This window comes from Ornithinimicrobium cerasi (genome assembly GCF_003702705.1).
Classification (GTDB): Bacteria; Actinomycetota; Actinomycetes; order Actinomycetales; family Dermatophilaceae; genus Ornithinicoccus; species Ornithinicoccus cerasi.
In genome coordinates this window covers 224,259-239,152 of the sequence record NZ_QZMN01000004.1, presented here as the reverse complement: position 1 = coordinate 239,152, position 14,894 = coordinate 224,259, and the positions used below count along the sequence as shown (strand labels likewise).

General features: G+C 69.2%; 14 protein-coding genes and 1 tRNA gene. 9 read left to right on the top strand and 6 right to left on the bottom strand.

Translation table 11 applies throughout. From position 1 onward, the window contains the following. The first annotated feature begins 602 nt into the window (after window positions 1-602). Window positions 603-1,049, top strand: a complete 447-nt coding sequence (locus D4B81_RS18020) for a hypothetical protein (RefSeq protein WP_161965014.1) — start codon at window positions 603-605, stop codon at window positions 1,047-1,049. A gap of 119 nt (window positions 1,050-1,168) precedes the next feature. On the opposite strand, the gene D4B81_RS18015 is transcribed toward D4B81_RS18020, so the two are convergent. The 5 genes from D4B81_RS18015 to D4B81_RS06465 form a co-directional block, all read right to left on the bottom strand. Beyond that, window positions 1,169-1,588 carry a hypothetical protein gene (locus tag D4B81_RS18015; protein WP_161965013.1) on the bottom strand — a complete coding sequence of 140 codons (420 nt, stop codon included), beginning with the start codon at window positions 1,586-1,588 and terminating at the stop codon, window positions 1,169-1,171. Beyond that, a complete protein-coding gene (locus tag D4B81_RS06480; RefSeq protein WP_122261623.1) occupies window positions 1,588-2,670 on the bottom strand; it encodes a tyrosine-type recombinase/integrase in 1,083 nt (360 codons plus the stop codon). Before D4B81_RS06480 ends, D4B81_RS18015 begins: the two co-directional genes overlap by 1 nt. Window positions 2,671-2,862: 192 nt before the next feature. Beyond that, a tRNA-Val gene (locus D4B81_RS06475) sits at window positions 2,863-2,935 on the bottom strand. A 123-nt stretch (window positions 2,936-3,058) separates the two neighbouring features. Then, entirely contained in the window at window positions 3,059-3,517 is a 459-nt protein-coding gene (locus tag D4B81_RS06470) for a peroxiredoxin (protein ID WP_122261622.1), read from the bottom strand. Continuing rightward, window positions 3,514-3,945, bottom strand: a complete 432-nt coding sequence (locus D4B81_RS06465; RefSeq protein WP_122261621.1) for a DUF3052 domain-containing protein — start codon at window positions 3,943-3,945, stop codon at window positions 3,514-3,516. Before D4B81_RS06465 ends, D4B81_RS06470 begins: the two co-directional genes overlap by 4 nt. A 141-nt stretch (window positions 3,946-4,086) precedes the next feature. Between D4B81_RS06465 and aceE the strand changes: the two genes are divergently transcribed. From aceE to D4B81_RS06430, 7 genes are all read left to right on the top strand, one after another. After that, complete coding sequence (aceE, locus tag D4B81_RS06460) at window positions 4,087-6,846, top strand: pyruvate dehydrogenase (acetyl-transferring), homodimeric type (RefSeq protein WP_122261620.1); 2,760 nt, start codon at window positions 4,087-4,089, stop codon at window positions 6,844-6,846. 77 nt (window positions 6,847-6,923) lie between these two features. After that, entirely contained in the window at window positions 6,924-8,021 is a 1,098-nt protein-coding gene (locus D4B81_RS06455; RefSeq protein WP_122261619.1) for a PucR family transcriptional regulator, read from the top strand. A 101-nt stretch (window positions 8,022-8,122) separates the two neighbouring features. Beyond that, window positions 8,123-9,103, top strand: coding sequence for an ACP S-malonyltransferase (locus D4B81_RS06450; RefSeq protein ID WP_122261618.1), 981 nt, complete (start codon window positions 8,123-8,125; stop codon window positions 9,101-9,103). 107 nt (window positions 9,104-9,210) lie between these two features. After that, window positions 9,211-10,206 (top strand): beta-ketoacyl-ACP synthase III, encoded by a 996-nt coding sequence (locus tag D4B81_RS06445; RefSeq protein WP_097187906.1) that lies wholly within the window; start codon window positions 9,211-9,213, stop codon window positions 10,204-10,206. A gap of 86 nt (window positions 10,207-10,292) precedes the next feature. Further along, complete coding sequence (locus D4B81_RS06440; RefSeq protein WP_097187705.1) at window positions 10,293-10,541, top strand: acyl carrier protein; 249 nt, start codon at window positions 10,293-10,295, stop codon at window positions 10,539-10,541. 108 nt (window positions 10,542-10,649) lie between these two features. Beyond that, window positions 10,650-11,918 (top strand): beta-ketoacyl-ACP synthase II, encoded by a 1,269-nt coding sequence (gene fabF / locus D4B81_RS06435; protein WP_122261617.1) that lies wholly within the window; start codon window positions 10,650-10,652, stop codon window positions 11,916-11,918. Window positions 11,919-11,949: 31 nt separating this feature from the next. Then, the gene (locus D4B81_RS06430; RefSeq protein ID WP_122261616.1) at window positions 11,950-13,077 is read left to right on the top strand and encodes a glycosyltransferase; all 1,128 of its coding nucleotides are present in this window, start codon (window positions 11,950-11,952) and stop codon (window positions 13,075-13,077) included. A 17-nt stretch (window positions 13,078-13,094) separates the two neighbouring features. Here D4B81_RS06430 and D4B81_RS06425 read toward each other — a convergent pair whose 3' ends face one another. Then, window positions 13,095-13,610, bottom strand: coding sequence for a DUF3145 domain-containing protein (locus D4B81_RS06425; RefSeq protein ID WP_122261615.1), 516 nt, complete (start codon window positions 13,608-13,610; stop codon window positions 13,095-13,097). A 324-nt stretch (window positions 13,611-13,934) separates the two neighbouring features. Between D4B81_RS06425 and D4B81_RS06420 the strand changes: the two genes are divergently transcribed. Beyond that, window positions 13,935-14,843, top strand: a complete 909-nt coding sequence (locus D4B81_RS06420) for a C40 family peptidase (protein ID WP_161965012.1) — start codon at window positions 13,935-13,937, stop codon at window positions 14,841-14,843. Window positions 14,844-14,894 lie beyond the last annotated feature (51 nt).

The following is a 14,894-nucleotide window of genomic DNA, read 5'->3' as shown; positions in this document are numbered from 1 at the left end:
CCTGACCTGTACTGCTTAGACGTCAGGGCCGATAGTTCGGTTCCCAACCTCTACACCATAGTATATCACACCCGGCGCTATTCTGGAGCGGCCGAAAATAATCCTTCTTGCTCACGCGGAAATGCGAGAATAAGCGGGCTGCACACTCTCTCATCACCCCGACCGGGGGTAGATGACGATGATAGTGATGATAAGTCCGGTATCACTGGGAACTGTTGATGATAAGAGTGATGACAGACCCCGAAGGTTGATGATAGAGGTGATGACAAGATAGAGGGAAGGTCTGTCTGTAGATGATGATGTATCTGTAGATATATGTGTGTATATTCTTCTATCTTCTTTAACATCACTATCTTCTGAGTCTTTTGCTGGGCTTCCTCTATCATCAGAGACACGGTCTTATCATCAGGTCATCAGACTTGTCATCAGCGTTATCATCAGCCGTTCCGCATGAGACCGGGCTTATCATCAAGTCATCAGGGATCGTGATGGTGAGCGCTAGGCCGGTGCTCTGGGTTGATACAGCCGGTGGGGAACCATCCAGACCCCCGCCCTGTAGAGTGTGGGGCACAGCAGTCATTGACGACGAAAAGGGGACAGACGTGAACGCGCCATTCAAGGCACTACTCGTGACGGTTTCCATGGCAGCCCTGACGGGTTGCGGGGGCAGCGACGAACCCGAAGCGGCAGCCGAACCGGAGTCAAGTGGAGACAGGTACATCACACAGTCATTCGGTGGGGACGTGACATACGAGGACGCCACTACGGACCTTGATGTGAGTGCATTTGAGAACTCACCCAATCTCATGGCCAAGGAACTTGGTTTGTCTGAGTGCCCCTGGGGTTCGGACCAGCATGACTCTATTGGTGGGATGCGTCACCTGGACTGTGGGGACATTGAGATTCTAGTGTTCCAGTCTGCTGACGAGGTAGCCATTCCTGACTACACGGCAGGCGAAGAGTTCCACGCCTATCAGGCAGACAACTTCCTCATTGGTGCTTACGACAGGCGGAATCTGGACAAGGCATTAGAGGGCATGAGCGAATAAGCGCGATAGCATTCCTCAGTATGCAGAGAACCCCTAGGGATTACCTAGGGGTTCTCTGGCGCTGGCCGCACGGGCTGCGCAAGGAGCAGTGCAGCATGAGCATACCGCTGCTGCCGTCATCACTCGTCAAAATGCATGCGGTGAGTAGGCAAGCCCAGTTCTTTTCGCGCAATCTGAATTGTTTTGAGCAGTTGTGTCGTGAAAGCATTAACTGCCTTTTTCAAGTCTTCTTCTTTCTTCGCGTAGACCTCCCCTCCCAGTCGGTGAAGGTCACCGGCCGCGAGCACCATTTCTTGACTACCAATCAGACTTATCCGGGCCAGGAGGTCGTTGTGCCTCTGTTGATATTCCCTAAATCGATCCACGTCCCAGACGTCACTTCTGATATTGTCGGCGTATTCCGACAACCCAATGAGTTCGGAGTAGACCTGCATCTTCTGGTCTCTGAGCCACGTTCGGTGCTCCCGTCGCTCAGTCAGTAGCGAGCCGATTACCACGCCCAGCACTGCTGCCAGTGCTGCGATGATTGCTGTCTCCATTATCTCGCTCCGATGCCTTGGTCAAGCGCGTCCATGAACTTGCTGTCGTCCTGGGGGAAGTAACCCGCATAGCGGTCCAGGGTAAATGCTGCGTTCGTGTGCCCCGCCCAGGTCTTGACTCGCGGCAGGTCTGCTCCCAGCCGTATCCAATGAGTGATAGCGGTATGCCGTAGGTCATGGACACGCGGCTTCAACGGCGGTAGAGCCTGGGTCTCCCTGACAGCGTTCCACTTGGCTACTGCCTGCTTGAACGTGCGTTCCCCGAAGTTGGACACATGCAACTGCGCTCCCCTGCCACCTGTGAACACGTAGTCAGCCGGATAGGTCTGCATGTGCTCTGCGAGAACGCTGACGATCTTGCTGGGCAGTGGGACTGTTCTCATGCCTGCATCACTCTTGGGACGGCCAGAGGTCTGGCTGCCGTCAGCACCCATCGTCAGTGTGCTGTCAACCCGCACGGTCCCCTTTTTCAGGTCTACGTCAGCCGGGGTGAGGTCCAGCGCTTCCCCTATCCGCAGACCTCCGTAGGCCAACAGGTAGACGAGTGCCCTGTACCTGGGCAGGATGCACGCGGCAAGCGCCTCTATCTCTTCGTGGTCGAGGATCGCCATTCCAGCCCTGGGCACCTTGGGCAGCCTGATCCCCCGGCAGGGAGAGACAGTGATGATGCCTGCCGCCACTGCCGCCGTGAACGAGTTGGACAGTTCTCCATAGTTGCGTCTCACTGTGGCTGGCGCAACCTGCTGTTTCGTCACCCAGGTCTGTACGTCCTGCTGCGTGATGCGCTGCACCGGCAGGTGGCCGAACGTCGGCAGCAGGTGGACGCGTGCGATCCCCTCCACCCGCGCCCTGGTGCTCTCCCTGAGGTCTGGGCGCTGCGTCATCCACGTCTCGTGCCAGTCGGCGTAAGTGAGGCGTCTGTACGTGGGATCGATCAGCGTCCCTTTGTTGGTCTGCGTCTCGACCTCTGCCTTGAACGCCTGAGCCTCCCTGTACCCCTTGAAGGTCTTCTGAGCGTTGGTGCCCTGTGGCGTCCTGTACCTAACGACCCACGTCTTGCCCCTCGGGTGGACCGATGCCATGTCCTGCTCCCGTCTATGACTTGCACATCGATGTGCTTAGGTCATCGTACCCTGATGCGAACGGCGTGCGAACGGGGTAGGCAGGGTCTCGCATCGCTGCTCAGAGTGGGTGAAGCGTCAAGCAAATGTCTGAAAAGGGCAATACCACCCTTTGACCTCGTGTTTTGCGGTTTTCTGACCTGCTGTGATGGGTGGGCCCGGCCGGGCTCGAACCGACGACCTACGCGGTGTAAACGCGGCGCTCTACCAGCTGAGCTACAGGCCCCATCCGGACACCGGGCGCCCCTCGGTCGAGGGCGTCAGGGTCCGGCGTGCCATTGTGCCAGCCCGCGGAGCGGTCCGCCGACACGAGGCCCGGGCCGGTGGGGCGGCCGGCGCCGACGTGGCCTCAGAGGTCGCGGACCGCCTCGTGGAGGAGACCTATCGGGCGCTCCTCGCCGGGTCCGTGGACCAGGCTCCACGTCACCGTCATCGTCGGGTCGACGAGGAAGGTCCCTCGCGTCGCCGCCCCGGTGGACTCGTTGAGGACGCCGTAGGCGCGGCTCACCTCGCCGTGGGGCCAGAAGTCGGACAGCAGCGGGAACCGGTAGCCCTCCAGGGCCGCCCAGGCCCGCAGCGCGTCGAGAGGGTCGCAGGAGACCCCCACCACCTGCACCTTGTCGTTCACGAACTCGTCGATGTTGAGCTGGATCTCCAGCAGCTCCCCGGTGCAGATGGAGGAGAACGCCGCGGGGAAGAAGACGAGCAGGACGTGCCGGTCCGCGACCAGGCCGGAGAGGGACACCCGGTCGTGGTGCTGGTCCGGCAGGGTGAGGTCGGGGGCCCGCGAGCCGACGTCGAGGATCACTTGCGACCCACGAGCCGCTGGCCGACCCACTCGCCCAGGGGCACGGCCCCGGAGGCGGTGAGGGAGCAGGTCGCGCAGGCCTCCTGCACGTCGTGGGCGGCCACCCGGTCCGGGCGGCGGACGCCCGGCGTGAGGAGGGCGATGAAGCCGCCCTCCTCCATGGTGGTGAGGGAGTCCATCAGCTCGTCGGCCAGGTCGCCGTCTCCCTCGCGCCACCACAGCAGCACGACGTCCACCACCCCGTCGTAGTCCTCGTCCTCCAGGGGTCCCTCGGCCAGGGTCTCGATCGCCGCGCGCACGTCCTCGTCGACGTCGTCGTCGTAGCCGTACTCGATGACGATCTGGCCGGGCGCGACTCCCATCTTGCGGAGGGGGACGCCCAGCGGGCCGGCGTCGGAGGGGTCAACGGTGTCGTTCTCGGTAGCCATGGTGCCCCTACACAACTAGATCGCGCCGTCGGTTGTAAAGGCGATGGCCCGGCGAGCCGCCGCGAAGGGTCGCCCGACGTCGGTCCGGGGTGCGTGACAGACTGTCCGCGAGTTCACCCGCCGTTCGAAAGGACTTCCCTGATGGCTACGGAGCGCCCCGTCGGTCCGATCCTCAACGGTCTGCCCAGCCAGGTGCCGGACACCGACCCCGAGGAGACCCAGGAGTGGCTCGACTCCCTGGACGCAGCCATCGAGGCGGGTGGTCGGCAGCGTGCCCGGTACCTCATGCTGCGGATGCTGGAACGCGCCCGTGACTCCCAGGTGGGCCTGCCCTCCCTCACCACCACGGACTACATCAACACGATCCCGCCGGAGCGCGAGCCCTGGTTCCCCGGCGACGAGGACATGGAGCGCCGCTACCGCGCCTGGATCCGGTGGAACGCGGCGGTCATGGTGCACCGCGCCCAGCACCCGGACATCTCGGTCGGCGGCCACATCTCCAGCTACGCCTCGATGGCGACGCTGTGGGAGGTCGGCTTCAACCACTTCTGGCGTGGCCGTGACCACGAGGGCGGCGGCGACCAGCTCTTCTTCCAGGGCCACGCCTCGCCAGGCATCTACGCCCGCGCCTTCCTCGAGGGCCGGCTGACGGAGCAGGACCTCGACGGCTTCCGGCAGGAGAAGTCCAAGGGGCTGCAGGACGGCTACACGCCGATGCCCTCCTACCCCCACCCCCGGTCGATGCCGGACTTCTGGCAGTTCCCGACGGTGTCGATGGGCCTGGGCCCGATGAACGCCATCTACCAGGCGGCCTTCAACAAGTACCTCCACAACCGGAGCCTGAAGGACACCAGCCAGCAGCACGTGTGGGCCTTCCTCGGGGACGGCGAGATGGACGAGCCGGAGTCGCGCGGTCTGCTCCAGGTCGCGGCCAACGACGAGCTCGACAACCTCACCTTCGTCGTCAACTGCAACCTGCAGCGTCTGGACGGGCCGGTGCGCGGCAACGGCAAGATCGTCCAGGAGCTCGAGAGCTTCTTCCGCGGCGCCGGCTGGAACGTCATCAAGGTGCTGTGGGGACGCGGCTGGGACGAGCTCATCGCCCGGGACACCTCCGGCGCGCTCGTCAACCTCTTCAACTCCACCCCGGACGGCGACTACCAGACCTACCGGGCCAACGACGGCGCGTTCATCCGCGACCACTTCTTCGGCCGCGACCCCCGCACCAAGGAGATGGTCAAGGACTGGAGCGACGACGACATCTGGTGGAAGCTCAAGCGGGGCGGCCACGACTACCGCAAGGTCTACGCCGCCTACCAGGCGGCCCTGGCCCACCACGGCCAGCCCACCGTCATCCTGGCGCACACGATCAAGGGCTACAGCCTCGGCTCGCACTTCGCCGGTCGCAACGCCACGCACCAGATGAAGAAGATGACGCTGGCCGACCTCAAGGGCTTCCGCGACAGCCTGCGGATCCCGATCACCGACGAGCAGCTCGACGCCGACCCCTACAAGCCGCCCTACTACCACCCCGGCGAGGACGACCCGGCCATCCGCTACCTGCAGGAGCGCCGGGCCAAGCTGGGCGGGCACCTGCCCAAGCGGGAGCCCGAGAAGGCCGCGAAGCTCGCCCTCCCGGACGCCAAGGTGTACGACGTCGCCAAGAAGGGGTCCGGCAAGCAGCAGGTCGCCACCACGATGGCGCTGGTCCGCATCTTCAAGGAGTGGATGCGCGACAAGGAGTTCGGCAAGCACCTCGTGCCGATCATCCCGGACGAGGCCCGCACCTTCGGCATGGACAGCTTCTTCCCCACGGCCAAGATCTACAACGTCCACGGGCAGAACTACACCTCGGTCGACGCGGACCTCATGCTCGCCTACAAGGAGTCCGAGTCCGGCCAGATCTGGCACGTCGGCATCAACGAGGCCGGCTCGGTCGCCGCGTTCACCGCCGCGGGCACGTCCTACGACACCCATGCGGTGCCGATGGTGCCCTTCTACATCTTCTACTCGATGTTCGGCTTCCAGCGCACCGGTGACGGCATCTGGGCGGCGGCCGACCAGCTCGCCCGCGGGTTCATGATCGGGGCGACGGCCGGGCGCACCACGCTGGCGGGTGAGGGTCTGCAGCACGCGGACGGGCACTCACCGCTCCTCGCCTCGACCAACCCCGCCTGCGTGGCCTACGACCCGGCCTACGCCTACGAGATGGCGCACATCCTCCCGCGCGGGCTGGAGCGCATGTACGGCGAGAACCCCGAGGACATCTTCTACTACGTCACCGTCTACAACGAGCCGATGCTGCAGCCGGCACAGCCCGAGGACGTCGACGTCGAGGGCATCCTGGCGGGGATGCACCGCATCAGCGCCGCCGAGCCGAGCGGGGACGGCCGCCACGTCCGGCTCCTCGCCTCGGGCGTCGGCGTGCCCTGGGCCCTCGAGGCCGAGGCCCTGCTGCGCGAGGACTGGGGCGTCACGGCGGACGTCTGGTCGGTGACCTCCTGGTCCGAGCTGCGCCGCGAGGCGATGGCCTGCGAGGAGGACGCCTTCCTGCACCCGGAGAAGGAGCGACGGGTGCCCTACGTGACGCGGCGGCTGTCCGAGGGCACCGGTCCGGTCGTCGCCACGAGCGACTACATGCGCCAGGTCCAGGACCAGATCGCCCCCTGGGTGCCGGAGGACTACCACGCGCTGGGGGCCGACGGCTTCGGCTTCGCCGACACGCGTCCCGCAGCCCGGCGCTTCTTCCACATCGACGGTCCCTCGATGGCCGTCAAGGCGCTGCAGATGCTGGCCGACCGCGGCGAGATCGACCCGGAGGTGCCGCGGCAGGCCGCCGACCGCTACCGCCTGCTGGACGTCACCGCCGGCACCTCGGGCAACACCGGGGGCGACGCCTGAGCGGAGCCGCCCCTCCCCGGGGCGCCGAGGGACTGACCCGGCGCTCCGGAGCCCTGGCCACCCTCGCGACCCGTCGGATGGAGGCGGAGCACCCGTGGTTCCGCGAGCTCAGCCCCGACGACCGGTCATGGGTCTCCCTCATCAGCCAGGCCGGGATCAACGCCCTCCTCAGCTGGTATGCCGAGGGCTCGCCCGAGCGGGCGGTGTCGGCCGAGATGTTCGCCGGGGCGCCGAAGAACCTGGCCCAGACGATCTCCCTTCGCCAGGCGCTCGACCTGACGCGCACCGCCGTCGCCACCGTCGAGGACGCGGTCCCCGACCTCGTCGCCGAGCCGGAACGGCCCGCACTGCGGGAGGCGGTCCTGCGCTACTCGCGCGACGTGGCCTTCGCCGCGGCCGAGGTCTACGCCAAGGCCGCCGAGCGTCGCGGCCGCTGGGACGCCCGGCTGGAGTCGCTGGTGGTGCACGCCGTCATCCGCGGGGAGGCCGACGAGACCCTCGCCTCGCGGGCCGCCGAGCTCGGCTGGGAGGACGTCTCCGGGGTCGCCGTGGTCGTCGGCTCGCTGCCCGAGGGTGACTCCGGCGTCGCGCTGTCGGCGGTGCGCGAGACCGCGCTGCGCCTGGGACGGGAGGCGCTGACCGCCGCCCAGGGTCCCCGCCTTGTCTGCATCCTCGGTGGCACCGAGGAGCCGCTGGAGGACGCAGGCCGGCTCACCGCGCTCTTCGGACCCGGCCCCGTCGTCGTGGGCCCGCGGGTGCCTCACCTCTTCGCCGCCGGCCGCAGCGCCCGCGCGGCGCTGTCCGGCTCCGACGCGGCGGGTGCCTGGGCCACCGCCCCACGGCCCGTCGCCGCCGACGAGCTGCTTCCCGAACGCGCGCTCCTGGGGGAGCTGCCTGCCCGGCGGATGCTCGTCGACCGCGTCTACGCACCCCTGCGGGACCACCCCTCGGCGCTCCTGGAGACGGTGCAGGCGTACCTCGACAACGGCACGGTGCTCGAGGCCACCGCCCGTGAGCTCTTCCTGCACCCGAACACCGTGCGCTACCGCCTGCGGAGGACGAGCGACGTGGTCGGCCTGGACCCCCACTCCCCCCGTGACGCCTGGGTGCTCCAGGTCGCCCTCGCCCTGGGGCGGATGGGCCAGCACGGCCGCACCTGGCGGGGTGGGCGATGACGCCGGACGGCCGTCGTTTGGAGGAAACCTCCAAAGGTTCAGCCCTCTTCTCGTCGGGAACGGGCACGTCGTCTGGAGGGTCTCACCGGCAGAGTGGTCAGGTGCTCGCAATCGTCGCGCCCGGGCAGGGCTCCCAGTCCCCCGGCTTCCTCCGTCCCTGGCTCGAGCTCCCCGGCGTGGCCGAGCACCTCGCGCGGCTCTCCGACGCGGCCGACCTCGACCTGCTCGCTCACGGCACGACCTCGGACGCCGACACCATCAGGGACACCGCCGTGGCCCAGCCGCTCATCGTGGCCGCCGGTCTGGTGGTCCTCGGCGCGGTCGTGACTCCGGACACCCGGAGAGCGGCGGCCGGTGCCGACGTGCTGGCCGGCCACTCCGTCGGGGAGATCACGGCCGCCGCGGCGGCGGGTGCCTTTCCCGAGGAGGAGGCGATCGTCCTCGTCCGTGAGCGCGGTCGGGGCATGGCCGCGGCGTCGGCCCTCGCCCCGACCGGCATGAGCGCCGTCGTCGGCGGCGACCCGGAGGAGGTGCGGGCCGCGCTGGAGACGCACGGCCTGACCGCCGCGAACATGAACAGCGCCGGCCAGGTCGTGGCCGCCGGCACCCTGGAGCAGCTGGCCGCCCTGGCCGCCGCGCCCCCGGCGCGGGCGCGCGTCATACCCCTGCAGGTCGCCGGCGCCTTCCACACCGAGCACATGCAGCCCGCGGTCGAGCGCCTCGCGGCGCTCGCCCGGTCCATGGAGGTGCACGACCCGCACGTGACGCTCCTGTCGAACGCGGACGGCGCTGCCGTCGCGACCGGCCGCGAGGTCCTCGACCGCCTGGTCGGTCAGGTCTCGCGACCGGTCCGCTGGGACCTCACGATGCGCACCCTCGCCGAGCTCGGGGTCACCGCGCTCGTCGAGCTCGCCCCGGCCGGCACCCTCGTCGGGCTGGCCAAGCGCGAGCTCAAGGGTGTCGAGCTGCTCGCCCTGAAGACCCCCGACGACCTCGACACCGCGCGCCGGATGCTCAGCGAGCACGGCGCCGACGGGTCCGCCGGAGCCGCCCGCCCCCACCCGCAGGAGGACCCGCTGTGACCGACGACCTCTCCACCCCGACCGCGCCGGACGGCGCCGGCACCGTGACGCCCGGCCCCGCGCCGGCCGGCTCGACCGAGCGCAAGGAGCTCACGGTCCCCCAGGGGATGCGGCACGCGCGCATCCACGGCCTCGGCGGCTACCGTCCCGAGCGGGTGGTCACCAACGAGGAGATCGTGCAGTTCATCGACTCCTCCGACGAGTGGATCCAGCAGCGCTCCGGCATCGTGACCCGCCGCTTCGCCCGCGAGGACGAGACGGTCATCGACATGTCCGAGCCCGCGGCACGGCAGGCGATGGCGCAGGCCGGCGTCTCGCCGGAGCAGATCGGCGTCGTCATCATGGCGACCGTCAGCCACCCCTACCAGACCCCCGCGGCCGCGCCGATGCTCGCGCACCGCCTCGGCATCCCCAACCCCGCCGCCTTCGACATCTCGGCCGCCTGCGCCGGCTACTGCCACGCGATCTCGCTCGCCAACGACATGGTCCGCGCCGGCACCACCGACTACGTCCTCGTCCTCGGCGTGGAGAAGCTGTCGGACTTCACCGACAAGTACGACCGGGGCTCGGCCTTCATCTTCGGGGACGGGGCCGGCGCCGCCGTCGTGGGCGTCTCCGACTACCCCGGCATCGGCCCCACGCTCTGGGGCAGCCTCGGGGACAAGGCGGACGTCATCACCCAGCGCGAGGCGTGGACCGACCTGCGGCCGCAGATGGAGGACCCCGGTCGGGAGGACGGCATCCCGTGGCCCTCCTTCGTCATGCAGGGCCAGGCCGTCTTCCGCTGGGCCGTGTTCTCGATGGCCCCGGTGGCCGTGGAGGCGGTCCGGGCGGCGGGCCTGACGCCCGACGACCTCGACGCCTTCGTGCCCCACCAGGCCAACATGCGGATCACCGACGCCATGATCAAGGCGCTCGGGCTCCCCGAGCACGTGCCGGTCGCACGGGACATCGCCGAGACCGGGAACACCTCGGCCGCGTCGATCCCGCTGGCCATGTCCCGCATGCTCGACGAGGGCGAGGCCCCGCACGGCGGCGTCGCGCTCCAGATCGGCTTCGGGGCCGGTCTGGTGTATGCCGCCCAGGTCGTGCTCATGCCCTAGGGCTCACAGGCCACACCCCAGCTCCCGAGGCCCGGCGGGTGCACAGCACCGGGTCAGCCCAACCGCATACCGAAGGAGAAACGCACATGGCACTGTCCGAGCAGGAGATTCTCGAGGGCTTGGCCGAGATCGTCAACGAGGAGACCGGTCTGGAGCCCGAGGAGGTCCAGATGGACAAGTCCTTCACCGAGGACCTGGACATCGACTCGCTCTCGATGATGACCATCGTGGTCAACGCCGAGGACAAGTTCGGCGTCCGCATCCCCGACGACGAGGTCAAGAACCTCACCCACGTCCGGGACGCCGTGACCTACATCGCCAGCAACCAGGGCTGACCGCAGGAACGCGCCCGGCGCGGACACCCCATACCCCGCGCCGGGCGACCCGGGTCGGTCCCCCGGCCCACCCCTCAGCCCCCCACCGACACAGGAGAGCCGCCGCCGATGTCCACCTCCCCGTCCTCCTCCCAGCCCGCTCGTCGCGTCGTCATCACCGGCGTCGGCGCCACCACCCCGGTCGGAGGCACCGCCCCCCAGACCTGGGAGGCGATCCTGGCCGGCAGGTCCGGCGTGCGCCCCCTCACCCAGGACTGGGTCAGCGAGCACGAGCTCCCCGTCACCTTCGCGGGTCAGATCCACACGCCGCCCTCGGAGGTGCTGACCAAGGTCGAGGTGCGTCGCAACGACCCGGCCGGTCAGTACGCCCTCATCGCCGCGCGCGAGGCCTGGGCGGACGCGGGCAGCCCCGAGGTCGAGAAGGAGCGGCTGGGTGTCGCGGTGGGGTCCGGCATCGGCGGGGTCTGGACCCTGCTGGACCAGTGGGAGGTGCTGCGCACCCGCGGTCCCCGCCGGGTCTTCCCGCTGACCGTCCCGATGCTCATGCCCAACGGCCCCGCGGCGGCGGTCTCCCTCGACCTGGGCGCCCGGGCAGGCGCGCACTGCCCCGTCAGCGCCTGCGCCTCCGGCGCCGAGGGTATGGGCCTGGCGCTGCAGATGATCCGGACCGGACGGGCCGACGTCATGGTCGCCGGTGGCACCGAGGCTGCCATCCACCCCCTGCCCATCGCCGCCTTCGCGGCGATGACCGCGCTCTCCTCCCGTAACGACGACCCCGAGCGCGCCTCCCGGCCCTACGACGTGGGCCGCGACGGCTTCGTCATCGCCGAGGGCGCCGGCGTCTTCGTCCTCGAGGCGGAGGAGCACGCGCTCGCACGGGGCGCGACGATCTACGCCGAGCTGGCGGGCGTGGGGATGAGCTCGGACGCCTACCACATCACGGCTGGCGAGCCCGAGGGTGCAGGGGCGGCCCGAGCCATGGAGGAGGCCGTCGCGGACGCCGGGCTGGCGGTGAGCGACATCCTGCACATCAACGCCCACGCCACCTCCACCCCCGTCGGCGACCTGGCCGAGACGAAGGCGATCCACCGAGCCTTCGGCAGCCACACCGCCAACCTCGCGGTCACCGCCACGAAGTCGATGACGGGGCACCTGCTCGGTGCGGCCGGGGCGCTGGAGGCGGTCCTGACCGCGTTGACCCTGCGCGACCGCAGGGTCCCACCCACGATCAACCTCGACGACCCCGACCCGCAGATCGACCTGGACGTCGTCACCGGCGCGCCCCGCGCCCTGCCCGAGGGGGACGTGGCCGCCGTCAACAACTCCTTCGGCTTCGGGGGCGTGAACGTGGCCCTCACCCTGCGCACGTACCGCTGACGCGAGGGCGGCGCGTAGGCTCGCCGTCGTCATGCACATCCTGCGCGTCGCCAACTTCGTCAGCCCTACCTCCGGCGGCATCAAGACCGCCCTGCGTGCCTGGGGGGAGCACTACCGGGCCCACGGCCACCGCGCCTCGTTGATCATCCCGGGGCCGGGCCCGGAGATCACGGAGGAGAGTCAGGGCACCGTCTACCGCGTCCCCGCCACCCCGATCCCCGGAACCGGGTACTCCCTGATGTTCGACCGCTCCCGCCTCTCGCGGCTCATGGACGCGATCACCCCCGACGTGATCGAGGTGTCCGACCGTGCCACGACGCGCTGGATGGGTCGGTGGGCGCGGCGCCGTGGCATCGGCTCGGTGATGATCAGCCACGAGAACATGACGGGGATCATGGTCCGCCGGACCCCGGTGCCGGACCGGCCCGCCACCTGGGCGGCCGACCTCGTCAACCGGCGCAGTGCCCACGACTACGACGCGATCGTCACCCCGAGCAGGTTCTCGGCGGAGGAGTTCGAGCGCATCGGGGTGCACGCGCACGTCGTCCCACTCGGCGTCGAGCTCGACGTGTTCCGGCCGCACCGGGACCCGGACTCCGCGGTGCCGTGGCCCCCTCCCCCGGGCCGGACCGTCCAGCTGGTCCACTGCGGACGGCTCTCACCCGAGAAGCGCCCCGCCCTGTCCATCGAGACCGTGCGTGAGCTGGTGCGTCGCGGCCACGACGTGCAGATGACGGTCTTCGGGGACGGACCGATGCGGGGCCAGCTGATGGAACGGGCCCAGAACCTGCCGATCCTCTTCCACGCGTACATCACCAGCCGGTCCGAGCTGGCCGCCCGCATGGGTAGCGCGGACGTCGCGGTGGCGCCGGGACCGTTGGAGACCTTCGGGCTGGCGGCCCTGGAGGTCATGGCCTGCGGCGTGCCCACGGTCTGCACCGACGAAGGCGCCCTGCAGGAGGTGGTCGGGACCGGTGGCTGCGTCGCCCCCTCCACCCCCGCCGCCTTCGCCGACGGGGTCGAGGCGCTGCTGCGCCGCCAGGGTGCCCGCCGTCTCGCGCGCGAACAGGCGGAGCGCTTCAACTGGGAGGCGTCCTCGCAGCGGATGCTGGCGATCCACGAGGACGTGCGCCGCCGCGTGCCCGCGGGTCGGCCCTGAGGGTCCGGGGGTCGGCCTCAGCCCACCTTGTGCAGCCAGGTGGGTGGGGCACCCTCCCCGGCGTGGCGGAACACATCCAGCTCGGCGTCCCACTCACCGCCCAGCGCCCGCCGCAGCTCGGCGGTCAGCCGGTCGGCGTCCCCGTCGCACTGGTCGACGATCGAGCGGAGCCGGTCCTCGTTGACGACGACGTCGCCGTTGGCCGACAACCGGGCCTGGTGGATGCCGAGGGACGGCGTGTGGGTCCACCGCATCCCGTCGCTCCCGCGGCTGGCTTCCTCGACGACCTCGTACCGCAGGCCGTCCCAGCCGCGCATGGCGCTGGCGAGATAGGCACCCGTGCCGGCGTCACCGGTCCACGAGAACTCCGTGCGCATCGTGCCGGGCTGCGCGGGCTGGGGGACCCAGTCCAGGCTGACCCTGGTGTCGAGGACGCCCTCGACCGCCCACGCGATGTGCGGGCACAACGCAGTGGGGGTGGAGTGAATGAACACCACCCCGCGAGTCATGACTCGGGGCATGACAGCGGACATCCTGGCCTCCTGTGTGTGAGGGACGTCTTCCCCAACGACCTCGACACGGGCGGAGACCCGTCTGCCCGACCTGATGCGCTTGTGCAGTCACATTGTGCTCCCTTGTCACTCCAGTATCAAGTGCTCGCCGGGAAAGCTGTCAGATGAGTCACAACAGGCCCGTCGGACTTGGTCTTTTCGTGATCATTTCGTAACCTGTTCAAGGCGCGTCACCCCTGTCCCTGTGAACGACGTGCCATTCAAGGTCCTTGCACCTGTGGGTACCCCTGTGCCCGCAGCTGTCCCGCCCAAGACCGGGTCGTGTCCCATGGCCCCGGAGGTTGTATGAAGTTCACTGGTAAGCACCGCGCCTCGAGCGCCGCACCCCGTAACGGCGCTGCCGCCCTGATGATCGGCGGCCTCGTCGCCGGCACGGTGGCCACGGCCGGTGCCACGACGTTCCGCCAGGAGACCGCCCCCGAGACCTCGGCCCCGTCCGTCACCGAGCAGACGACGGCGGTCAGCACGAACGCCGACCAGGCCCGGGAGGGCGCCGCGGCGCTCGCCAGCCTGCGCAGCGCGTCGCTGTCCGAGCTGCGTGACCAGTCCGGCGCCGACCGCAGCCAGGCGCGCAGCGCTCCGGCCGACGCCGCGTCGGTCTCGACCGTCCTCGCGGGGTCCGCCTTCACCGGCACCACCGTCGAGGTCGAGGAGGTCGTCGAGGCGGCCCCGGCGACGGAGCAGGCCACCGCCACCCAGGAGGAGGCCGCGGCGCCCGCGCAACAGGCCGCGCCCCAGCAGCAGACCCAGGCCGCGCCCCAGCAGCAGGCGGCACCCGCGCCCCAGCAGCAGACCCAGGCGGCGCCCCAGCAGCAGGCCGCAGCCGCAGCGCCGGCCCCGGCGCCCGCCCCCGCACCCGTCGGTGGTGGAGTGGTCGGCATCGCCCAGTCGTACGTCGGTTTCCCCTACGTCTACGGTGGCAACCCGCCGTCGGCCTTCGACTGCTCGAGCTTCACCTGGTGGGTCTTCCAGCAGGCCGGGATCGACATCCCGCGCACCGTCAACGGCCAGAAGGCCGCTGTCACGCCGGTCTCGAACCCGCAGCCCGGCGACCTCGTCTTCACCAACCAGTTCCACCACGTCGGTCTCTACGCCGGCAACGGGATGGTCATCGAGGCCCTCAACCCGGGGTCCGGCGTGACCTACGGCGCCCCGGTCTACGGCGGCATCTGGTACGGCCGCATCACCGGCTGACACCCGCACCCCCGTCCTCGGGAGGCCCTCGACCGCACCGGTCGAGGGCCT